This is a genomic window from Bartonella sp. B41 (assembly GCF_053795765.1).
The window spans coordinates 1202273-1226482 of record NZ_CP200037.1; the positions used below are offsets into that span (position 1 = coordinate 1202273).

Consider the following 24210-nt stretch of genomic DNA (forward strand, 5'->3'; position numbering starts at 1 on the left):
CCACATTGCAAAGAATAGTGTAAAAGCTATTTCCAGACTCAAAGAGGAGAACACTAGATAAAAGGGGCAGTTTACTGTGTTAACACAAAAAACGTCAGAAATAAAAAACTATCAAGATAAAATTAAACAAGTCCTCTTTGCTCACACTGATAAAGAAGATATCTCCTGTTATGAAAATAAAGAACTCAAAAGAGCCATATCTGCCGCTATTGCTGCTTTCGATTTACATAAATCGGGGAAAAGTACTATCTGCTTTGAACAAAATTTAACCCGTAACAGCAAACCTATAACCGTCATCACACTGGTAAACGATAATAAACCATTCCTTCTTGATTCTATTTTAAATGTATTCAATCAACATAAAAATCATATTTATCTAATTGCACATCCCGTTCTTGATTGTGATTCTGGACAACGCATCAGTTTAATGCAAATTCATATCGAATCACTAAATGAACATCAAATACAAACACTTAAAGGTGAATTGATCCTAGTTCTTGAACAAGTCAGTGCTGCTGTAAAAGATTGGGAACCTATGCTTTCAGAAGTTAAAAAGCATATCCACTCTTATCAAACAAACCTTCCATCGAACTACAAACAAGAAGGTGAAAAAGCAACAGAATTTCTTAACTGGGCGATGGATAATAATTTTATCTTCCTCGGCATGCGCACCTACAATTTTACTAAAAATCAAGAACCAACAAAGGCTTTTACAGCAAGCGACATTGAACTTGGCATTCTTACCGATGCCTCTATTCGTATTATTGGTGATTCACGCGTAGAAGAACCTCCTCAAGAAATTTTGTCCTTCATGGAAAGCGATAATTTACTTATCGTAACAAAGGCTAATAGCCGATCAAAAATTCATCGTCCTGTTTGGCTTGATTACATTGGTCTCAAAATCTTTGATAAAAAAAGCCATCTCTGCGGAGAGTTGCGCATTGTAGGGCTATTTACGTCCTCGGCTTACACACACTCTATTTTGCAAATCCCTTTCTTAAAAGAAAAGGCTAAAACTATCATTCAACGCCTTGGCTACAATCGCGTCGACCATTCTGGAAAAGAACTGATTAGTGTTTTAGAAACTTATCCAAGAGACGAAATGTTCCGCTCTGACATCGATACGCTTACGGAAAACGCTAAACTTATTCTGCAATTGGGAGAACGCCCACGTTTACGGGTACTTGCCCATGCCGATTCTTTTGGACGCTTTGTCTCTATACTTGTCTATGTACCACGTGACCAATATAGCAGCAATATTCGTGAAAAAATTGGTGAATATTTTGTCAGCCTCTACAAAGGTGATTTTTTTGAATCTTATCCCCTCTTTTTAGAAAGTACACTCATCCGTGTTCACTACAACATTCATCGCAAAGGAAGCGAAAGTGCTCCTGTTATTGAACGCACTACACTTGAACAACACGTCCATTCAATTACTCAAAATTGGGAAAATAGCATTCAAACTATAGCTCTTACCCACAAAGCAACAGATCAACAAATACGTTTAGCTAGCCAATTCCCCAACAGCTATCGCGATTTATTTTCAGCCGAAGACGCCATTAAAGACGCGGAACACATCCTAAATCTTAGCGACAAAAAGCCACTTTTCGTCACTTTTTATCACGCTCATAACAAAGAAAAACAAACAATTTCTCTCAGGCTCTTCCACCGCAATAAAGCACTTGCCCTCTCTAAACGCGTACCGCTTCTAGAAAACATGGGCTTTCGGGTCATTGCTGAACAAACCCTTGAATTACCAGATGGCAATGAGCGCTCAGTGTACCTTCACGATATGCAGTTGAAAAGTTCTTTCCAACTCGATATTGATTTTGATAAAAATGGTCAAAAATATGCTGAAACATTTGAAGCTATTTGGGCTCAAAACGCTGATAATGATCCCTTTAATGCATTAACCCAAACTGCCCAACTTGATTGGCGTGAAATTGTAATTTTACGCCATTATGGACGCTATCTTCAACAAGCTGGAGTTCCCTATTCACAAAAACGCATTGCCCAAACGCTAAACACCTATCCGGATATTACCCAAAACCTTTACGCTTTATTCTACTTGAAGTTTCATAAAAGCAATGCAGAAAAAAATCAGAAGAAAAACGAACGAATCATTCAACAACGCATTGAAGAAAAGTTGCAAAAGGTACCAGGCTTAGACGATGATCTTATCTTGCGTCGTTATCGTAATCTCATTGATGCAAGTCTTCGAACGAATGCCTTTGCCCCTCTTCAAGATGGCAATCCACGACGCGTCTTAGCGACCAAATTGGATCCACGCAAAATTGAAGGTTTACCTGAACCACGTCCTTATAGAGAAATTTTTGTTTATGGCCCAGAAGTCGAGGGAGTTCACTTACGCTTTGGCCCTGTTGCTCGCGGCGGAATTCGTTGGTCAGACCGCGCATTAGATTATCGCACCGAAGTGCTCGATTTAGTAAAAGCTCAACAAGTAAAAAATGCAGTGATTGTCCCTGTAGGCGCAAAAGGTGGATTTTATCCTCATAACCTTCCCCAAACGAATGATCGTGCTGAAGTAACAGAAGCTGCACGACAAGCCTACATTGCCTTCATCACAGCTTTACTTTCCATCACAGATAATCTGGTCAATGGCAAAATAAGCGCACCACACAACATCATTTGCTACGATGATTATGATCCTTATTTTGTTGTCGCTGCAGATAAAGGAACCGCAACCTTTTCTGATACAGCTAACGCTATCAGCCAAGCGAATAACTTTTGGCTTGATGATGCTTTTGCTTCTGGAGGATCAGCAGGATACGATCATAAATCTATTGGAATTACTGCTAAAGGTGCTTGGGAAGCCGTTAAAAGACATTTTCGAGAATGCTTCAATCATGATATCCAAGCAACTCCCTTTACCTGTGTCGGCGTTGGCGATATGTCTGGTGATGTTTTTGGTAATGGAATGTTACTTTCCACACAAACAAGGCTCATTGCTGCCTTTGACCATCGGGATATTTTTATCGATCCGAATCCGAATATGACTGAAAGCTACGCAGAACGTATGCGTCTCTTTCAACTTCCCCGATCAAGCTGGCAAGATTATGATCGAACAAAATTATCAAAAGGTGGTGGTATATTCTCACGGACAACCAAAATCATTACCCTCTCATCTGAAGCTGCACAAGCTATTGGATTCGAAAAACAAATAGGAACACCCTTCGAAATTATTTCTGCCATCCTAAAGGCGCCCGTTGATCTTTTGTGGTTTGGCGGCATTGGAACATATGTTCGCGCAACAACAGAAACCGATACCCAAGTAGGTGATCGTGCCAATGATGCACTACGAATTACCGGTGGCCAAGTACGTGCTAAAGTTATTGGTGAAGGAGCAAATTTAGGCCTTACACAGCGCGGTCGTATTGAATATATCTTGAATGGTGGACGATGCAACACCGATGCCATTGATAATTCTGCAGGAGTCAATTGTTCTGATGTTGAAGTTAATATCAAGATTGTTCTTGATTCGGCACTACGTACAAAAACACTGACCCGAAAAGCTCGCGATGAACTTTTGAAAAAAATGACCCCACAAGTTGAACAATTGGTGCTGCGCAACAATTATTTACAACCTCTTGCTCTTTCTCTAGCTGAAAGCCGCAGTGTCATTGATTTGCCTTATCAAATACGTTTTATGCAAAATCTAGAACAGAAAAAAATTCTAGATCGTAAAGTTGAAATTCTCCCTGATGAAACAATTTTGCGTCAAAGAACAGCCCAAGGTCAAGGGCTTACACGTCCAGAACTCGCTGTTATTTTGTCTTATGCTAAATTAACTTTGCAAGAAGAAATTGCACATAGCTCTATTGTTGATGACAGCTATTTCAACACAACCTTGTTGAATTACTTCCCAACTCAAATTCAAAAAAACTTTGAGAAAGAAATTATTAATCACCAATTGCGTCGTAATATTATTGCAACCCTTATTGCTAACGATATTATTAATCGTGGAGGGCCTACTTTTGTTAGTCATCTAAAAGGTGCAACAGAACAAAAAACTGAAGATATTATTCGCGTATTCATTATACTCCGCGATAGTTTTGAAATTTCACAATTATCTGAACAAATTGATGATCTTGATAATAAAATACCTGGTCTTGTTCAAAATAAATTTTACGCAGCCATCACCTCTATGCTCTTCGAAACAACAAATTGGGGTCTGCGTAATATGGATCTCTCTATTCCACTGGAAGATCTTGTAAAAACAATCAAGCAAGCCCGTACAATTATTGAAAAGCATCTTATGCATCCTAACGGCAAAAATGCACATCAAAAAATTCAATGGAAAATAGAACAATATATTGAAAAAGGAGCGCCTAAAACTCTAGCAAAACGACTAGCTCTTTTAGAAGCTTCACCGATAATTTGTGATATCTCTTTAATTGCAAAGCAAAGCGACAGTGATCTCATCAAAACTGCAAAAATCTATTTTTCACTTGCTCAAATCATTCGTATTAACCGCATTAATGAAGCAAGCAGAACAATTCCCGTACTTGATTATTATGATAATATGGCTTTAAACCAAGCCAAAGAAAACATTTCAGCAAGCTTACGACAAATCGTTATAAAAATTCTGAAAAATTATGGAGAAAAAGAAAATCCATTCGCAGTTTGGAGCAAAGAAAAAGAAGATCACATTCACAACACAATAAACAAAATTAATCCTCTCATTGAAAATGATCTCAATATTTCTCGCTTTACCTTTGCAGCAAATATGATTGCTCAACTAAAAAATACATCCTTTTAGTATAAGGACGATGCAAAATTTCTAAATTTCTGAAGCAGTACTTTTAGTATTTTCGATACCTTGAAAAACAGAAAATATCAGGTATTGAACGTTGAATAATTTTTAGCGTAAAAAAACACTTCCGTTTGGCCTTATTGGTTCTAATAAGCAAAACTTTCTCATTCTCGAATACAAACAATAAGCTTGACAAGCCTCAAAATATTATCAGCAACTAGTTATCTGTGAGAAATTACACACACACACCTCTATATCATTTTAGTAATTGTAATAAAAAAAATCAAAAAATATGTTTGAATGAATCCACTCAAAAAGGAAAATTACTTTTTGCAATTTTCCAAAAAAATTTTTGACTGACAATGAATGATTTTTCACACTCTAGAAAAAAACAGTAATATAAATAACATAGCTTAAATTAATCCATAAGATACTTTAATTTTATGAATAAATCCCCTAAAATAGAGCATATTCCTTCTGCTTTTCTCAAGCTTCCAATATTACATCAACTTTTTGTTTACACTCGTAATAACAACTTCACACTGTATAGCGTTTAAAATTTTTGGAATCTTGTACATATTTTACCACAGTGAACTCAACAACTAAGCTAGTAATCACTTCTTAAAATTATAAAAACCCACCTTTTCTGAGATAATACCCATCGCAGATACATTTTAATATTTATGGAAACACAACAGGTGCACTAAAAATCTGTCGCAATGCATTTTCGAACCACTGACTCAAATCCTGATCGTACATTAAACGTCCTTGCAAATGCGCAAAAGCAGGTTGTGCACCTTTTTCAGTCAATTTTTGTGCTGATCGTGCCACCAAACGTCGCATCATGGCACGTGTAAATTCAGCATGAAATTGCAAACCCCATGCATTTTTCCCATAACGGAAAGCTTGTGTTGGATATGTGTTCCCAGTTGCCAAAAGTACAGCCTCTTTAGGCAAATCATAAATACCTTCGTCATGAAAATGATAAACCATTTCCGGCCAACTCATAAGCTCTCGTCCCTGTGGAGTAGCTTCCAATGGATACCAACCAACTTCAACAGTTCCATCGCTTCTTGTACCAACGCGACCTCCTAAATTTCGCGCCAACATTTGTGCTCCAAGACAAATACCCAAAAAGGGTTTATTCTCTTTCAATGACAAGGAAATCCAATCAATCTCCTCATTAATATATGCATCCTCATCATTCACACTCATAGGCCCCCCCAAAATGACAACACCAGCATAATGTTTTAATGTATGAGGAAGTTTTTGCCCAAAAATAGGACGATAGATATCAAGAACAAAACCACTTTGTTGTAAAAATTTTCCTAAACGACCTGTATATGTAGATTGGCGATGGATAACGACCGCAATTCTTGATTTACTATTTTCATGTTTTTTACCAAGACATTTTTTTTTCAAAAACATTTTTTAACCAATCACTTTCACAACAAAGTAAAATTAAACCCTTAAACAACCTAGATATACAAAGGTTGCTACAATACCCCTAAAACAATTGAACTTTTTTATTCAAAGAAGATGTATCCTCTTCTTCAGTTTTAATTCCTGGGTCATCAACATTCAAATGTATTTGGTTTAAAGACTCTGGATTTTGTTTGTTCGGATAAGTATTATGCAAAATATGGTCTTTTGTAGGTAGGAGCTCTCCAAGAGGCTTATCTTCAATAAAAGAACTTTTATTCTTTACAACGTCCTCTTCATTCTTTTTGTTTAACGCAATCTCGTTTGCCTCTAAAGTCAGTGGAATCCTATCAGGAGGCGCTCTCCATTCAAAACATCCTAAACGTCCACTTATTGGAGAAACAACAAACCAAGAAGAAAAAATTGTACCATCACACATCCACACCGGATCTCGTTCAGCATGAAATGCCAAAGAAAGCCATTTACGTACCATTACCTGATTGTTACCCTGAGCCTCTTCAATATCAGCCAACAGCAAATAAACACTTTCCCGTGAATGATATTGAAGCGCTTTTCGTGCCTGTTCTCTTGCTAACTTTATTTCGCCTGCATCTAAAGCAGCTTTTGCAATTAAAAATGCTGACTCAAATGTATTTTTATTGCAGGAAGCAAGTGTTTTTGCTCTTTTTAATCTCCCAACAGCTCCCTCTTCTCTCTGAAGATAAAGCGCTGCTAAATCAGGGTGAGGCTCTTTCTTCCAAGCCGCAATAATAATTTTATCAGCTTTACGCACTTCGTTTAATTTATAAAGGATATCAGCCATAATCACCGTTATTGGTACAAAATCAGATGCTAACCTATGCGCTTTCAAAATAACCGAGCGTGCTTCTGAAGGATGCGTTTCAAACAAATCAAGAGCTTTACCACTCAATAACAAAGCCTTTGTATGATTGCGCTCCGGAGTTAAGCGAACAGAACGTGGTAAAACTCTTTGCGCCTTTTCAAAAATATCAAGGGCTTTATCCCAATTTCTTTCAGCACTTAACCGATCAAGAACAGCTTGATTAGCCCATAACAGCGCTGGTGACAAAGACAACGCTTCTTCTGCATATTGCTGAGCAGCCTCATAAGCTTTTGTATTCATAGCTTCACAAAATAAACCATAAAGCCCAGCCAATTTTGTCGGTGCTTCTCTTCTCATCTCCTCGTAAAGACTAATGGCTCGTGCAGAATTATTTTGTAAAGACAATGTTTGCGCTTGTAAAAATTTTACCAATGGCTCATGAGAATTTGAAAGATATTTTACAGCACGTGCCTCCATTTTTTGCGCTAAAATATTATCACCAGCAAAAACTGCAAGAATCCCCTGTGAAAGAGCTTCATAACCTCGCTTTTTGTGACGTTTATAAAAATAATTAGATAAAATACTGGGTACAGAAAAAGTAACAGAAAAAAGCCACCACAAAAATACCAGCATTCCAAAAAAGAAAATGAGTGCACTTAAAACGGTCAATAATGAAAAAGAAAACCGTAAATGCAAAAATGTTATGACAAAAATGCCATTATGATTGGCAATCCACCCAAAAACTAGACTGAAAATACATAAAACAAAAGCATAAATAACAACACGTATCATTTCGATCCTATTTATATTTTTGTCAACTTATAAAGACCCTTGCTGTGCAGACATCAACAACTGCTGAAGAAGGAGATGAACGGCAACATATGTCTCCAGCTTGTGAATAAAATCTACTGAAACATCTTTTGCACTTTCAGGTAAATATTTCCATTCAGCTAAAGCTTTTTCATAATCACCCATCTGAATAGCGACCTCCATTCGAGCAGCAATTGCCTCCAAAGTCATACCTTCAACATTTCCAACTGGTCGTGAAACCACCAAGCTTTTTATCCATGCAAAAATTTGTTCAAAAAAACCAGCGTCTGATGCCACAATATTTTTAGTACCCACGATCGCATCAGCAATGCTAGAAAAATCAGCAGAAAATTTAGCTGGATTTGGAAGACCGACAGCAGCTGTCTTTTGCAGCAAATCTAGCCCATCAATGGAAGGCAATAATTGCTGTAATATTTTTAATTCGTTTATATAAGATCCACCACGTTCTATAGCATTTTTCAATGAACTAACCGCAATAAATACTGAAACATTATTATTATTCTGTTTCTCATGACTTGTAGCCGAAATTTCTTCCTGCATACTCTCTAACTTCTGCTTTAATGCGACAAGATCATTTGCGTTTCTCTGACCAATAAACAAAGCTGTCTCTACATCTCTTGGTATTCTAACTAAAGATTGTACAGATTCTTCAAGGCTACTCACTTTATCCTCTAAAGACGCAAAAAATTTTCCTTCTCTTTCTTGTAATATCTTATCACCTTGAATAAATTCGTCTTTTTTGTGTGATGAAAAAGAAGAAATATCTGCTTTCAATGCATTCATTTCTTGCATCATATTCTCTAATTTTCTCATTGTTTCTTCTGAATTAATTCTTGCAGTCTCAGAAATATGCAAAGCTTTTTCCTCTCCTACATGACTACCTAACAAAGAAAAAGGGAAAAAATCAACTCGTTGCATTGCTATGCAAAGACTTACCGCAATAATACCACCAATAATTCCTGAGATTGGCAAAAAGAACCAATTCATACAATTCTCACATTTACTTTTCTTCTTCGCAGCACCAAATGCTTCTAAATCTTGTCTTTCTTTCCCTAAATCATGATTTAAAGCCTTGTGTTCAATCACGGGCTTCTTACGATGAACACCAGTGTAATTCTGTTTAACATCTCGTTTTGAAAAATTTGCCATTTCTGTCATTTTTTTTGCACCTCTCTTTGACGGTAAAACAACAAAATGAAAAAAGCTTTAAAAATTAACTACTTTTATAAAAAACAGTTATTTGATATTTTTCTAATCAAAATCATTTATTTAAAAAAGAACTCAATATATTATCCCAACTATAGACATCTTTATAAATTGAAAATAGATTAAAATTTATACTAAAAAACACATTTTATTTTTCATATATGCAGCCAATTTTAATAGAAATTCTTTGCATCTTTTCCTGTTCATGATACCCACACATACGAAGAATCTTTCAACATAAGGTCTTATCTAAAATGCGCCTGTTGGGAATAGAAACAAGCTGTGATGAAACAGCCACCGCTATCATCGAATATAACGAGGAAAGAAACAGTGAAATTCTTTCCAATATTGTGTGGAGCCAAATAGATAATCATGCACCTTACGGTGGTGTTGTACCTGAAATTGCTGCTCGTGCCCACGTTGAAATTCTTGATTATTTGATACTCAAAGCACTGACAGAAGCTAATACAAAATTAGAAGATATTGATGCCATTGCAGTTACGAGCGGTCCTGGTTTGATAGGAGGACTTTTAGTAGGAGTTATGAGCGCAAAAGCGTTATCTCTCGCCATTAAAAAACCCTTTATCGCTGTAAACCATTTAGAGGGGCATGCTTTAACAGCTATACTCACACATAATATCGATTTTCCCTATTTACTACTGTTGGTTTCAGGTGGTCATACACAAACAATTCTTGTACACGAAATAGGCAATTACCAGCGTTTAGGAACTACCATTGATGATGCATTGGGAGAAGCTTTTGATAAAACTGCAAAACTCCTAGGTCTCCCTTATCCTGGCGGCCCAGAAATTGAAAAAGCAGCTTTACTAGGCAATAAAAACCGCATTCCCCTCCCACGACCTTTAAAAGGTGAAAAACGATTAGATTTTTCTTTTTCAGGCCTTAAAACTGCTGTTCGACAAGCCGCTATAGCCATAGCTCCTCTCACAGAACAGGACGTTGCTGATATTGCTGCAAGCTTTCAAGAAGCAGTTACCGATACAGTGCACGATCGTGTTCATTTAGCTTTACAATATTTTTCCCACCAATATCCTCTCTCTCATTTTAAAGGACGTCGCCCTCCTGCTTTGGTTGTAGCAGGAGGAGTAGCTGCCAACCAAGCTATTCGCCTTACGTTACAAAATCTTGCTGATCAATACAATTTTGAATTTATAGCACCTCCCCTTTCCTTATGTACTGATAATGCCGCAATGATTGCATTTGCTGGTGCAAAACGGCTTGCACGAGGCGAAACAAGCCCTCTTGATATTGCCCCTCGCTCCCGCTGGCCTTTAGATGAAAAAGCAACTCCTTTAATAGGAATGGGACGACGTGGAACAAAAGCATAAAATATGAAAAAGAAAGCTAACTCAACAATGAGCATTCGTTACATCATTTGAAATTCAAAATCATTCTTTGTAATGCCATATAAATACCTATAAACAGATACTCATAGTTTATAAAATACGGCAAAGTTATAAAAAGGAGGTCGTATGGCTTATTGGCTTTTTAAATCTGAACCCCATAAATGGTCATGGAAGATGCAAAAAAAAAAAGGTGCCGATGGTGAACAATGGGATGGTGTGCGCAATTATCAAGCACGTAACAATATGCGCGCTATGAAATGTGGAGATAAAGGATTTTTTTATCACTCAAATCAAGGATTAGAAATCGTAGGTATTGTGGAGGTATGTGCCGAAGCTCATCCCGATTCTACAACCTCTGATCCACGTTGGGAATGTGTAGATATAAGAGCTATCTGCGATATGCCAATCCCTGTTTCACTAAAACAAATTAAAGCAAATCCAAAACTGGAAAATATGGCACTGGTTAAAACTAGTCGTCTATCAGTGCAACCTGTCACAAAATATGAATGGAAAGAAATCTGTTCCATGGGAAATCTTGAGATGAAAATGTTCTTAATGTAAATTTGCTGTTCCCCAAAAACATATTATTAATTTTTTTTCTGAACGAAATGAGTATGGGACAAAAAAGAGCTTTCCCATACCCGTGACGACAACGCAGGAACAAAAACGCGCCCAGACTGTCGACGCTGCACTAATAAACCTTGATAAACACATTTTTGAGCCTGACACATCAAAAGACCGCCAAAATAAGGTAAAATATGACGCACAAAAGGTTCATAAAAAAACGAGACAAGCCGAGAAATATAACCAGAAGAAGGCGTATAATGTACAACTTCCTGCACAGGTTTAGAAATAAAATTTGTTTTTTCAAGTAAATGAGTAATTTGCTGTCGGCTATAAGGCTCCCCATATCCGAAAGGTGTACAATCGTTACGCGCCCAAAAGCTGGAACGATTTGGAACAACAACAATTAAGCGACCATTTGGAACTAAAATACGCCATATTTCACTTAACGTTTCAAATGAATTTTCTGTATATTCAAGGACATGTACTAATAAAGCACAATCAATTGAAGCATCTGGAAGCGGTAAATCTTCTTCAAAAACAAGCGCCGTAGAAACCTTATCAGCACGAGGCCAAGGCGAAGCACCTTGACCAGCAGGCATAAAAGCAAAACACTGGCGAGAACGTGAACGCAAAAAAGAAAGATAAGGAACCGCATAACCAAGACCCATAACTCGCTTGTCGGTAAGATCTGGCCAACACAAATCTAATTCATCACACAAAGTCTTCCGCACACGCATACCAAGTGCAGAAGCATAGAAATCTCTAAGTGTGACTATATCCAATTCAACATACCATATAGAAATAAATTCCAGACATCATATACCCAACTTATATGGAATTCTGACTTTTCTCCACAATGATTGACAAAAACACTTTTACAACTATTCCACAAATAATTGTGATTATATTTTTATCTTTTAAAGCCCATACCCAACGGAAACTTTCAATATACTTTTATTAATATCAACTAAAAAATTACACGACTAATTATAATTCAATAATCTCTCAAGATAGTTTTTCTCTTCTTCCAAAATCTGCTCTCTACCAAGGCGTTCGCGAATCTCTTTCAAAATTTGCCGTGCACGCATTTGATCATTTTCTCGTAGTATCTCTGCACCTTCTTGTTCTGAATCAGTTTTTGAAAAAAATGGGGGGAACGATGGATCTTCAGAATTAAAAACAGAATTTTTATTACCTCTTTGTTTTTTAAGTATCTCACGCATTTCTTCTAAAATATGATGAGCCCCTTGTCTTAACGCCTCTAAAACACCTTGCTGATTTTGTATAGAAAGTCCACTATTTCCACTATCAAGAGCAATTTCTGCAGAGTTCATTTTCTTTTCTGCTTTTTTCAATGCATCATTCTGTTTATAACCATGCTCAGATAATTCTTGTTTCAACAACGATAACTCAGATCGTAATTCAGACTGACGTTTTTTTATAGATCTCCTTTGCTTTTTATCTACATTTTTTCCGTACTGCTGCTCCATTTCTAACTGATGTGTCTCATTAAGAATCTCCTGCTGACGACGTATTAAATCACTAAGCTGATCAAGCTCTTTTTTCATCTGCGCAGTTTGGTCATTTCCTGTATTTTCACTCTGATAATTCTTTTTAACCTGCAAATGATCAAGCATCTGTTCAACTTCAGCTAATAATCGTTCGGCAGCAAAAGATGATCCTGCCTTGGCCATTTCTTCAATTAAATTCAGCTTCTTTTGTAATACATCATCAGAAAGATTAAAATTGCTAAGATTTCTGTTATCTTGCGCATTTTCAGCCAAAGCATGAATATAATCGTCCATCGCTTTGCGTAAATCTGTCATAAGACGTTCAATTTCAGCAGCTGGAGCACCATAGCGAAGTGCATCACGTAAGGCAGTTTGAGCTTGTTTTAAATTTTTCCGAACAGATTCGGGCACGCTGTTCTCAATACCTAAAGTAATTTGCCATAAATAGTCAACAACATCACGCAATTGATCATTTGTTTTTGCCATAGAAAGTCTTGTCCATGCACTTTGTAATGCAAGAACATATGCAGCATTTTGAAGCCCATCTTCCGGACGAACAAGTAAAGCAGAGAGCATATCAAGAACACGATCTTGTAGAGAAGGACTAAGCGCCAACAAACGACGTAATTCATTCACTGCACCAGCCACAGGATTTGAAAAAATACGCTGTGGCAATACCATGACAAAAGTCTCACTGCGACCCTGCTGCCCAGCACCATCTTCTGCCACCAAAGTAATTTTCACTTTTGAACCAGCCCATGGATGGCTTGATACATCTTGTACCATCCGCATTTTACCTTTTCCACCACGCGCCAAAAGAAGTTCTATTTTAGGTGCCTGATAAAGAGAAGTCGTATTTTTATACTCATCAAGTAGAAGCTCTACTTCAACAAAGGCTTTTGTAACTCCATAATCATCATCCATCTCATACTGCATCTCTAATGCACCAGTAAAAATACGCCCTGGTTTTTCTAACCAACGAATTGTCGGAGACTTATCTTTAATCATCTGCAAATGCCAATGCTGTTGCTTCTGACGTGATGATACAAACAAATCCATTGAACGTTCCAAACATGTTTCAAAATGAATAATCGAATCATTCAAATACGTTTTTTCATCTTTTTTCAAAAATGAAATTTTGCTCGCATCACCTGAAGATACCGCCTTTACTGTAACACCAGATCCATTAATAACACGCACAACCACGTTGCTTCCTTCAGGAACAGCAAATTGTGTTGTATCAGCTTGTGTAAAATAAATTGGTGCAACCCCAGTATAGGCAGGTGGTGTTACCCAAGCATCAATATGCATTGATGCTTCATCAATAACAGGACGAAGATCAAAAGCATCTGCCAAACGTCCCCCTAAAGAACCAAAAGAAAAACTAAAAGAACACACACAAAGTAATATAAATAAAGACCTGAAAGCCATAGGATCATATGAAGCGCTATTAGGATAAATTAATCCAATTTGCAAATTGCACAATTTTTTTGCCATCCTGAGCTGATGCTCCCGCCAAATAATTGCACTCAAATTGTCATCATCCTCACGACATAAACAATCTGTTTGAGCACATAAAGGCTGATTTTCTAGTCCATTTTCCCGTTCGATATGACGGTCAATATCCTTAATCGTTGGAAAACGAAAACCAGAAAGAAAAAATAAACTCCCAACAGCAAAAAAAAGCATCAAAACAAGCAATAACAGATGCAACCAATAATTCAGACTGTTAAAAATACCAAACCAACTGAGCGAACAAAAAAGACTTAAAACCATAAAAAATGGCAATAATCTTGGCCATAACTTTTCAAAAAATAAGACACACCAAGACAAAACACGCACGTACAAAAGCTTCATTACTGCAAAACTTTTGCTGTTTTCATTTTTCATAGATGAACATTTGTCTTTTTTCATAACGATGAGCAAGAATCATAAAACATATATGAAATAATTTTCAGAAAAAAATTCATTGCAACAAACTTTAGTAAACATATGAATAGCAACTTAGCAATTCTCAATCCACTCTGGAATACAATCTAAACCCATCAATTGCGTATAATCAGAACGTGGACGAATAACCGCATAACGCAAATTATGAACTAAAACCTCTGGCACTAAAAGCCTACTATTGTAAGTACTTGCCATTACTGCACCATAAGCACCCGCCTCTGTAATTGCCAAAAGATCACCCGTTGCTAACATTGGCAAAAAACGATTTAACCCCAAATAATCACCGGTTTCACAAACAGGGCCAACAACATCCGCCCCAACCAATACCGCACCTTTCACAACTTCTTCCACAGGTACAATATTTTGGTACGCATCATAAAGCGTTGGCCGAATAAAATCATTCATTGCTGCATCAACAATAACAAAATTCCGTTCCTTCCCCTCTTTAAAGTACACGACAGATGTTACCAGCACACCAGCTTCACCAACAATACTGCGTCCAGGCTCCACAATAACATTAACTCCTAGAGGCTTAATATATTTTTTTACCAATGCCGCATAATCAAAAACTGATGGAATACTGTGCTTCTCATGACGATAAGGAATACCAAGTCCTCCCCCAATATCAACATGAGTAATCTCATAACCATCACCTCGCAATTGATTCACAAAATTTGCAACAACAAGAAATGCTTCTTTAAATGAATTTAAGTCGCAAATCTGACTACCAATATGCATATCCACACCACAAATACGAATTCCAGGCAATCTAGATGCTTTTTTGTACACATGCCACGCAGATGATAGTGGAATACCAAATTTATTTTCAAATTTTCCTGTCGTTATCTTCTTGTGAGTTTTTGCATCAATATTAGGGTTAATCCGCAAAGAAACACATGCTATTTTAGAAAGTGCAACTGCACGAGCAGACAATTGCTCAAGCTCCTGCTCCGATTCAACATTAAAACAACGAATATCATGCGCAAGAAAAAAGTCCATCTCTGCAACCGTTTTCCCAACACCAGAATAAACAATACGATGAGCAGGAATCCCAGCAGCAAGTGCACGCCGTAATTCACCTTCTGAAACCACATCTGCCCCTGCTCCATTATTTGCTAAAATCTTCAAAATTGCTTGATTAGAATTAGCCTTAACTGCATAAGCAATCAAACTTGGCATATCCCTAAATGCATTTTGATAATCTTTAAAACGTGCAATGAGTGAGCCAGCTGAGTAACAATAAAAAGGCGTACCAACATCTCGAGCAAGTTCCACGAGTGAAAGACCTTCAGCATAGAGAATACCTTTGTTATAAGAAAAAAAACACATAAAAGCCTCTATCGTATTAACCAATCAAGAATGAATGGCTTCTCTATTCTACTTTTGGAAACACGCCCTCTCTGAGAAATATCAACCACTGTTGTAGAAGGAAATTCCAATGCTCCTTTACGCCCACACCCAACGATAATAATTCCTCCTAAAAGGACAATTTTTAAATTTTTAAGAATGAACTTCATATGTCCTTTTCCTTCCAATTGATATCTCTTTTTATTTATTCATTTTAAACCAAATCACTAAAACGGTTACAAAACATTTTTTCAACATGAAATTCTGTAAAATATCTTCTAAAGACTGCGTTGTCAGAATTTTGTGAAGAAGCGAACACCCCATAAAAAAATCTTGACGAAAAATCACAAATAATTTCTACATGATCTGATTGTAAAACGGTCTTTTTTTGCGCTAACATGATGTATAGGGGAAAAACTTCAATATCTTGTCTATAAAGTTCTTTATTAAAATCAATCGAAACATTTATTTCTTTCACAATTACAGCAAAATCCACACATGAACCGTCTTTCTCACCTTTGATTCTTTAATTTTTCATCATCCATACATAAAAACATTCATGAAAAGGACAAACTTATGATTCTTAAAATTTTTACAAGACGAGAAAATAATAACAAAAAAATACAATTCTGCATCTCTTCTCTCATCATTGCCCTAATTTTATGTACAATGGACAATAATCGTAATAGAAAAGAAGCTTTCTTTTTCGATTTCATATCGCAAGCAAAAGCGCAAGAGACAAATATTAACGAAATAAGATCAAAAAAAATAACAGCGATTCAAAAAGCAGCAAAAGGCTTTTTTACCTACCTCAGATTCACCGACACACCTTATAATATGAATCATCTTTCTTTCAAAGATGCTCAAGATAAAGATCTTAAAATCGGTGATTTCAATGGTAGACCAGTTCTTGTCAATTTATGGGCCATTTGGTGTGCACCATGCCGTGCAGAAATGCCAGAATTGGCACAATTAAAACGCGAAATGGGAGGAGATGCTTTTGATGTCATCGCCATTAACACCGATGGAACGGATTCTCATGAAAAAATTCAACAATTTTTGCACAAGGCTCATGCAAGTAACTTGGTATACTACAACAATAAAACAATGGATATTTTCAGGGAAATGAAAAAACAAAGAATAGCTGCAGGACTGCCAATCACACTCTTAATTGACAAAAATGGTGATCTTATCGCTTTCCTTAATGGTGCTGCTCCATGGGCTAACGAAGATGCCAAAGCTCTCATAAAAGCTTTCATAGAGGAAACATCAGCAAATTAATCCTACCATTAAATTTAATGGTAAATAGAATTATTTCTTTTTTACATTCTCTTTAACAACTGCATGACGTCCAAAATCGGGAGCATCTATTTCCTGTCCAGCGGCAATAATACTGTGTCGTATTGCTCGCATGCGTGTAAAAAAATTAAGCAATTCTTCCCCATTTTTTTGTTGGATTGCTCGCTCTAAAAATGCCAAACCTTTATTAAAACGACTCAACATTTCTAAAATAGCATCCTTATTGTGCAAACAGATATCGCGCCACATAACGGGATCAGAAGATGCCAAACGAGTAAAATCACGAAAACCTGAAGCCGAATAAGCAATTACTTCTGAATTTGTTACCTTTTCTAAATCACTTGCTGTACCAACAATGTTGTACGCAATCAAATGTGGTAAATGAGAAACAACCGCCAAAACAAGATCATGATGTTTTGGATCCATTATCTCAACACACGCACCACAAGCTTCCCAAAAAGATGTTAATTTTGCCACAGCAGAAGCATCGTTCTCAGCAAAAGGAGTTAAAATACACCAGCGATTCATAAATAAATCAGGAAATCCGGCATCAGGCCCAGAATATTCAGTTCCCGCAATTGGATGACCCGGAATAAAATGTATTGATTTTGGCAATAAAGGTGTCATTTCTGCAATCATCAATTCCTTTGTAGAACCAACATCGCTCACGATTGCTCCAGGTTTTAAATGATTACAAATATTTTTCGCTACCTCTGCACTAGATCCAACAGGAACAGCAATGATAATTAAATCGGCTCCTTCAACAGCCTTTGCATTATCGGTTGTATAAAAATTACCAAGCTCCAATTCACGAGCTCTTTTTAGAGTTTCTTTACTGCGAGAAGAAATGTTAATATAGCTTGCAAGATTTTCCTTTTTAATAACCCTCGCTAAAGAAGAGCCGATTAACCCGATTCCAATCAATGCTATTTTCTCAAAATGAATACGAGACATTTCTTTACCTTTAAAATTTCTTAAAATAACAACAAAATACAGTTAGCACTTAGTACTAATAATCGAAAATAATGCCAAACGTCTTGAAAATTACAACCGACAATACAACACGCACCGGCTAATAACCATCTATGCAAGCCACTAATAGACTGTATCGATCTAAAAAATATATCAATGAAACCAATAATAAAAAGCGTAGCATCCAGCCCAAAAACTGTCAATCTTATTGCAAATAAGCACTTAATATTTTAAGAAGCCATTTGACGCTGTGCAACAATCGTCAACCCCAACAAAACTTGACGAATAATGGATTTACCCAAAAAAGGATTTTTACGACTCTCCAAAACAGCATCTTGAATTTGTTCCATCGCGTGAGAAATCTGCTCCAGTCCCCAATACTTTAAGGAAAGTTCAACTGTCTTTTTTCTCTGAAAAAAAATTGGTGGATGTATCTGAGAAACCACAGTAAAAATGCTCTTTCCTTCAACGTCTATTTTATAACGCAAAAGTTGCAATTGCTGAAACTGCCTTTGTGCCATATTCAAAATGAAAAAAAGTGCACCTTGCGTAGCTACATACCGCTCGAAACACATTTCAAACCCAGCCACATCTCCCAACAAAACAGCATCAATGACTTCATCTTGAGAAAGCACACTAACATTGCTAACAACAGCTTTCACATCTTCAAGATTAATGTTCGTTTTTTCCAAAGCATAAAGGCAAAGCTTCTCTAATTCACTACGTGAAACAAGATGATCTCCTCCTAAATTATGAAGTAACCACTTGCGTGCATCTAAGGCAATGGTCATACCCAAATGACCCAAAACCTCATCAATTAACAAATCTAAAGAACGGATATCATCTGCAAAACAGGGCAAAGCCATCGCCGTCGATGCCTTCTCAATAACATCGCGCAATCCTGTCCCTTTTTTAAGATCTCCCGCTTCGATTAAAACAAAACTTGTTTCTGGTAACTGCTTTATTAAAATTTTAAGAGCTACAATGAAGTTTTTTTGATTAGCACCATTAGAAATCCATATCAAACGATCACCACCCAAAAGCGATAAAGCACATGCCTCATCCATCAACCGCGTAGGATCTTTATCAATTTCAGATGCGTCTAAACGAACCGTTGAAAAAGGGTCCTCTGCTTCTATCTTCGTAAGTTTAATAAAACGCCGCACACGCTCACAAACGAGACCACGATCAGGACCGTAAATAAGAACAACAGGAAAAGAACGAGAAAGACACGTTAAAAAATTATCAACTTCATACGCTTTCTTATAAGCCAAAATATCAATCCATTAAAAGTGCATCATCATCAAGAACTTTACCACGAACTTTCTGAAACATACCCACTAGATCACTCACATTCAACCCTTTACGCTCATCTTCACACACATCTAAAATTATCTTCCCTCCGTGCAACATCAATGTACGATCTCCATGATCAAGAGCTTGACGCATAGAATGTGTAACCATAATAGTTGTTAATCTTTGCTCTTCAACAATTTTTTCAGTTAACTGCATCACAAAATCAGCCATTCCTGGATCCAACGCTGATGTATGCTCATCAAGCAATAAAACATCTGCGTGTGCCAAGGTTGCCATAATAAGACAAACTGCCTGGCGTTGCCCACCCGATAAACTACGCATAGGATTATGAATACACTTTTCAAGACCAAGACCTAATAGAGCAATCTTATCTCGAAAAAATTGCTTCTTCTCATGATTTAAAGCTGAACGCAAACTACGGCATCTCCCACGCAAAGCTGCAAGAGCTAAATTTTCTTCAATTGTTAAAGAACCACAACTTCCCACCAACGAATCTTGAAAAACACAAGCAATCTTTCCAGCTCTCTTATTTACAGATTGCCGAGAAACATCTTGTCCATTGATTATTACTTTTCCTTCTGTCGGGAAAAGTGCCCCAGATAAAACACTAAGCAAAGTTGACTTACCAGCACCATTTGAACCAATAATCGTAACAAAACTGCCACGACTAATTTTTAGATTAATATCAACTAAAGCCTGTTTTTCTAAAGGCGTTTGCGGTTTAAATGTAACTCCAACATGAGAAAGATCAATCATTTCTACGCCCTCTAAAATAACGTGGCATAATGAGAGTCGCTGCAACCAAAAAAGCTGTAATTAACTGCAAATCCGTTGATGCATCAATACCAACCCCATGTACTTCGAACGCCAACTGCACAACAACACGGTAAAGAACAGATCCTACAATACAGCTAATAATAGTCCCTAAAATGCTACATGTACGAAATAAAGCTTCACCAATAATAACAGCAGCTAAACCAAAAACAATTGTACCAATTCCACCCGTAATATCAGTAGCAATCGCGGTTTGAATATAAAGGGAACCTCCAAGCGCAACAAATGCATTTGAAAGACCAATGCCAAAATAAACCAGTCTTGACGGATGAATTCCTTGTGCTGTAGCCATGGACGGATTAGCTCCTATTGCCCGCATAGCAAGACCTATTTCACTTTCTAAAAACCGCCAAATTAAAAATCCCACAACCAATAATACAGAGCCAATAAAAAGAGGACGTACAAACACATCAGACAAACCAAATAAATTATAAAAAGGTGTAAGAGCTGTATCAGAAAATGCTAAGTTAATACTGGATCCTCCAAGAATTCCCATAATTCGAAGATTAACAGTATAAAGAGCTGACATTGTTAAAATTGAAGCCAAAAGATTTAGAATACCGAAATGCAAATTCAGAAAAGCTGTTAACAAACCAGCCGCCATGCCCGCAAAAAAAGCACACACCATTGCCACCCAAGCATTAAACCCAAAAAGAATTAAAACACCGCAAACACATGATCCAAGAAGAAACGAACCATCAACTGTCAAATCAGGAAAATCTAAAATGCGGAATGAAAGATAAACCCCTATAGAAACAAACGCATAGATAAGACCCAGTTCTACAGCACCAAAAAACGCAAATACACTCATTCAGAGCTCACCCCCCATAAAATCTAAGTTATCCCATACATAGAATCCTATTGAATAACCTTTATTGCATGTTCAATAACTACCTGAGGAATAACAAGGCCAGCTTTTTTAGCTGCTTTCATATCTACTTGTATCTTATCATTAGTTGCCTGCACAACATCAATATCGCCAGGCTTTTCACCCTTCAGAATACGCAAAACTAATTTTCCAGCATCAATTCCAACATCATAAAAATTCACACCTTGCGCCATAAAAGCTCCTCGCCCAATACTGCTAAAATCAACTGTAAATAAAGGAATTCCTGTTTCCTGCACAACTTTTATTGCTCCCTCTAAAACAGAAAGAACCGTATTGTCAGCTGGAACAAAAATCATATCTACCTTACCAATTAAAGCTCGCGCTGCTGCTTGAACATCAGAAGGCTTAGGAGCTGATGAAGGAATAATCGTAATCCCAACTTTATGTGCCTCATATTTTAGCGACTGAAGCATTGAAACTGAATTAGCTTCAGAAGCATTATAGAGATAGCCAAGTTTTTTTAAATCTGGCTTTACTTCTTGCAAAAGTTTAAGATTTCCTGCAATATTTATACTGTCAGAAGTTCCCGTAACATTACCACCTGGCTTAGTAAGTGAAGATACTAATCTTGCCCCTATGGGATCAGAAATTGCAGCAAAAACAATAGGTATTGTCTTCGTTACAGCATATACAGTCTGTGCTGAAGGCGTACCAATCGCAATTATCACATCCGGTTTATCACCAACAAACTTACGAGCAACCTGCATTGCCGTAGAAATATTCCCTTGTGCAGGTAAAAAGATGATTTCACAGTTCTCACCATCTTTATAACCATTTTCCATAAGAACGTCCATAACCCCTTTGCGAACAGCGTTAGCAGCAGGATGCAACATAATCTGAGTAATAGCAATCTTAACTCGATCGGCTGCCGATGCAAAACCACCCACTGCAAAAGCAGCCATAACGGTCGCACACAACATTATCCTCTTTAGCACTTTCATCCCCCTCATCACATATCTGCTAAAAGGCAGTAATTCTATTAGAAAGCACTTTTAAAATCAACTGTTATTTCTACCTTAATTTAGTCTAAAAAAATAAATCACACTGAAATATTATTTTTTTGTTGCAATTCTGAAAAGCCTAGGTCATACAAGCAACGTTTGGATCTTGAAGCAAACACATCTCAAACGTGTGAGCGGGTGTAGCTCAGGGGTAGAGCACAACCTTGCCAAGGTTGGGGTCGTGGGTTCGAATCCCATCGCCCGCTCCATTTGGTACCTTACCAATCTGCTTTAGCAATAAATTTGCTCCCGTATATGAGAGTATCTCTTACTCTGAGATGTGGTGTTGCTTCTAGATGGTTGTGGTTTCTTATTTATACCATAGTTCGCAAAAATGGTGGACTGGACCACGCCCCTTTCCCACTTGCAAAGCGCTTGAAGCTACTAAAGAATTGTTCAGATATTTTTTTGCTCTTTTTACCGCATAAACCAAAGAATTTGTTGGCAAAAGCGCTGCTATTGCTGCTGCAATAGTGCAACCTGTACCATGATCATTATCTGTCATAAACCGAGGTGATTCAAGAGCCAAGACCCCCTTGGAATCACAATAAAGATCTGGACTTAGATTGTCATAGTCATCTCTATTTGTGCAAGCAAAAGTTCTCAAATGCCCACCTTTCAACAAAATGGCTTCACAACCAAGTTCTAAAAGCTGTGGACTATATTGGTACATAGCATCTAATGACCATTGCACCTTATATCCTAACAACATAGCTGCCTCAAATAAATTCGGTGTTATCAGAGTTGACATTGGAACAAGAACATCACGAATAACCTCAATCGTATCCGGATTTAAAAGAACATCACCACTTTTCGCAACCATAACTGGATCAAAAACAATAAAACGAGCTTTATGATAAGCTAAACGCTCTGCAATAATCTGAGCAATTTTAGCATTGGCTACCATACCAATCTTAACTGCATCAACCTGCACATCATCAAAAACAGAATCAATTTGGTCAGCAACAAAAGATGCATCCAAAGCATGAAAAGCACGCACACCTTGTGTATTTTGTGCAACCACAGCTGTGACCACGCTCATACCATACGTCTTCATTGCTGAAAAAACTTTCAAATCGGCTTGCATTCCAGCCCCACCAGAAGGATCAGTACCAGCAATAGATAAAATACGTGGAATAAAAAAATCGTCTCTATTAACCTGCGGTACCACTATTTTAAATCCTTGTACTTTAAAATATTTGAAAAAATGTAAATTAAAGTATGCTTTTTATGCAAATTGCATTATATACGAGCTTTCTTTTGCAGATACGAAACGGAAAATACAGTGCTTATCCTTCGTTCTCTTTTTTTTACACTCATGTTCTACACAACAACATTTATACAAATGATTCTTTACGCACCTTTTTATTTTTTAATGCCACGCAAAAAAGCATGGATCATACCTAAAACGTGGGCACGTATCACATTATTCTTACAAAAATACATTGCTGGTACAAATTACGAAATTGAAGGAATAGAAAACTTACCAAATGGAGCCTACATCATCGCTCCAAAACACCAATCTGCATGGGAAACATTTAGCCTCATACCCTACTTTGATGATCCTGTTCTTATTTTAAAACGTGAATTAACGTGGATTCCTCTTTTTGGATGGTATATGGCAAAAACACAAATTATCCCTATCAATCGAACAACCCCAATTAAAGCTCTCAAAACTATAATACAAGAAGCAAAACAAAAAGCAAAACAAGGACGTCAAATTATAATCTTTCCTGAAGGAACACGCAAACAACCTGGTCAAAAACCAGATTATAAACCAGGAATTATCGCGCTCTATAATGAATTACAACTTCCCGTTGTTCCAATTGCTCACAACGCTGGTTTATATTGGCCACGTAATAATTTTCGTCGCTACCCAGGAACAATTCGTGTTCGTATTTTACCTCCCATAGAAGTTGGCTTAAACAAACGCGATTTTCTAGACACACTTATACAAAAAACAGAAAAAGCCTGCGATGAATTACTCATGTTAGCAACAAAAGATCCTGTTCCTCCCCCTATACCCCCCTCTGCAATAAAAAGATTGCAAAAACTTGAACATCATTGAGAACGCACAAA

18 protein-coding genes and 1 tRNA gene are annotated in these 24210 nt (G+C 37.1%); 6 read left to right on the top strand and 13 right to left on the bottom strand.

The features are described from left to right. Positions 1-76 precede the first annotated feature (76 nt). A complete protein-coding gene (locus tag V4P54_RS05315; protein WP_455476989.1) occupies positions 77-4780 on the top strand; it encodes an NAD-glutamate dehydrogenase in 4704 nt (1567 codons plus the stop codon). A gap of 675 nt (positions 4781-5455) precedes the next feature. Here the strand turns inward: V4P54_RS05315 and V4P54_RS05320 are convergent. The 3 genes from V4P54_RS05320 to V4P54_RS05330 form a co-directional block, all read right to left on the bottom strand. Then, positions 5456-6202: a glutamine amidotransferase gene (locus V4P54_RS05320; RefSeq protein ID WP_455476990.1), complete on the bottom strand. Its 747-nt coding sequence runs from the start codon at positions 6200-6202 to the stop codon at positions 5456-5458. A gap of 79 nt (positions 6203-6281) precedes the next feature. Further along, positions 6282-7832, bottom strand: a complete 1551-nt coding sequence (locus tag V4P54_RS05325) for a heme biosynthesis HemY N-terminal domain-containing protein (RefSeq protein WP_455476991.1) — start codon at positions 7830-7832, stop codon at positions 6282-6284. Positions 7833-7859: 27 nt separating this feature from the next. Then, entirely contained in the window at positions 7860-9020 is a 1161-nt protein-coding gene (locus V4P54_RS05330; RefSeq protein ID WP_455477697.1) for a COG4223 family protein, read from the bottom strand. A 311-nt stretch (positions 9021-9331) separates the two neighbouring features. On the opposite strand from V4P54_RS05330, the gene tsaD reads away from it, so the two are divergent. Together tsaD and V4P54_RS05340 are read left to right on the top strand one after the other, a co-directional pair. Beyond that, positions 9332-10426, top strand: a complete 1095-nt coding sequence (tsaD, locus tag V4P54_RS05335) for a tRNA (adenosine(37)-N6)-threonylcarbamoyltransferase complex transferase subunit TsaD (protein WP_455476992.1) — start codon at positions 9332-9334, stop codon at positions 10424-10426. 144 nt (positions 10427-10570) lie between these two features. Continuing rightward, positions 10571-11005 (top strand): EVE domain-containing protein, encoded by a 435-nt coding sequence (locus V4P54_RS05340; RefSeq protein WP_455476993.1) that lies wholly within the window; start codon positions 10571-10573, stop codon positions 11003-11005. 26 nt (positions 11006-11031) lie between these two features. On the opposite strand, the gene V4P54_RS05345 is transcribed toward V4P54_RS05340, so the two are convergent. From V4P54_RS05345 to V4P54_RS05360, 4 genes are all read right to left on the bottom strand, one after another. Then, the gene (locus V4P54_RS05345) at positions 11032-11793 is read right to left on the bottom strand and encodes a class I SAM-dependent methyltransferase (RefSeq protein ID WP_455476994.1); all 762 of its coding nucleotides are present in this window, start codon (positions 11791-11793) and stop codon (positions 11032-11034) included. 201 nt (positions 11794-11994) lie between these two features. Then, positions 11995-14412, bottom strand: a complete 2418-nt coding sequence (locus tag V4P54_RS05350) for a TIGR02302 family protein (RefSeq protein ID WP_455476995.1) — start codon at positions 14410-14412, stop codon at positions 11995-11997. Positions 14413-14526: 114 nt separating this feature from the next. Next, the gene (gene lysA / locus V4P54_RS05355; protein ID WP_455476996.1) at positions 14527-15801 is read right to left on the bottom strand and encodes a diaminopimelate decarboxylase; all 1275 of its coding nucleotides are present in this window, start codon (positions 15799-15801) and stop codon (positions 14527-14529) included. An 8-nt stretch (positions 15802-15809) separates the two neighbouring features. Next, complete coding sequence (locus V4P54_RS05360; protein WP_455476997.1) at positions 15810-15989, bottom strand: hypothetical protein; 180 nt, start codon at positions 15987-15989, stop codon at positions 15810-15812. Between the two features lie 406 nt (positions 15990-16395). Between V4P54_RS05360 and V4P54_RS05365 the strand changes: the two genes are divergently transcribed. Beyond that, a complete protein-coding gene (locus V4P54_RS05365; RefSeq protein ID WP_455476998.1) occupies positions 16396-17100 on the top strand; it encodes a TlpA family protein disulfide reductase in 705 nt (234 codons plus the stop codon). A 30-nt stretch (positions 17101-17130) separates the two neighbouring features. Here the strand turns inward: V4P54_RS05365 and V4P54_RS05370 are convergent, their stop codons facing one another. The 5 genes from V4P54_RS05370 to V4P54_RS05390 form a co-directional block, all read right to left on the bottom strand. Further along, positions 17131-18072: a prephenate/arogenate dehydrogenase family protein gene (locus tag V4P54_RS05370; protein ID WP_455476999.1), complete on the bottom strand. Its 942-nt coding sequence runs from the start codon at positions 18070-18072 to the stop codon at positions 17131-17133. Between the two features lie 248 nt (positions 18073-18320). Then, on the bottom strand, positions 18321-19364 hold the full coding sequence (gene holA / locus V4P54_RS05375; RefSeq protein WP_455477000.1) for a DNA polymerase III subunit delta: 1044 nt from the start codon (positions 19362-19364) through the stop codon (positions 18321-18323). 4 nt (positions 19365-19368) lie between these two features. Further along, complete coding sequence (locus tag V4P54_RS05380; RefSeq protein ID WP_455477001.1) at positions 19369-20163, bottom strand: ABC transporter ATP-binding protein; 795 nt, start codon at positions 20161-20163, stop codon at positions 19369-19371. Next, a complete protein-coding gene (locus V4P54_RS05385; RefSeq protein ID WP_455477002.1) occupies positions 20156-21052 on the bottom strand; it encodes an ABC transporter permease in 897 nt (298 codons plus the stop codon). Before V4P54_RS05385 ends, V4P54_RS05380 begins: the two co-directional genes overlap by 8 nt. Positions 21053-21099: 47 nt before the next feature. Further along, positions 21100-22065 (bottom strand): ABC transporter substrate-binding protein, encoded by a 966-nt coding sequence (locus V4P54_RS05390; RefSeq protein ID WP_455477003.1) that lies wholly within the window; start codon positions 22063-22065, stop codon positions 21100-21102. Between the two features lie 200 nt (positions 22066-22265). On the opposite strand from V4P54_RS05390, the gene V4P54_RS05395 reads away from it, so the two are divergent. After that, positions 22266-22340, top strand: a tRNA-Gly gene (locus tag V4P54_RS05395). Positions 22341-22441: 101 nt separating this feature from the next. Here the strand turns inward: V4P54_RS05395 and thiD are convergent. Further along, on the bottom strand, positions 22442-23302 hold the full coding sequence (gene thiD, locus V4P54_RS05400) for a bifunctional hydroxymethylpyrimidine kinase/phosphomethylpyrimidine kinase (RefSeq protein WP_455477004.1): 861 nt from the start codon (positions 23300-23302) through the stop codon (positions 22442-22444). A 114-nt stretch (positions 23303-23416) separates the two neighbouring features. Here thiD and V4P54_RS05405 point away from each other — a divergent pair, with 114 nt between their 5' ends. Then, positions 23417-24199, top strand: coding sequence for a lysophospholipid acyltransferase family protein (locus V4P54_RS05405; protein WP_455477005.1), 783 nt, complete (start codon positions 23417-23419; stop codon positions 24197-24199). Positions 24200-24210: the final 11 nt, after the last annotated feature.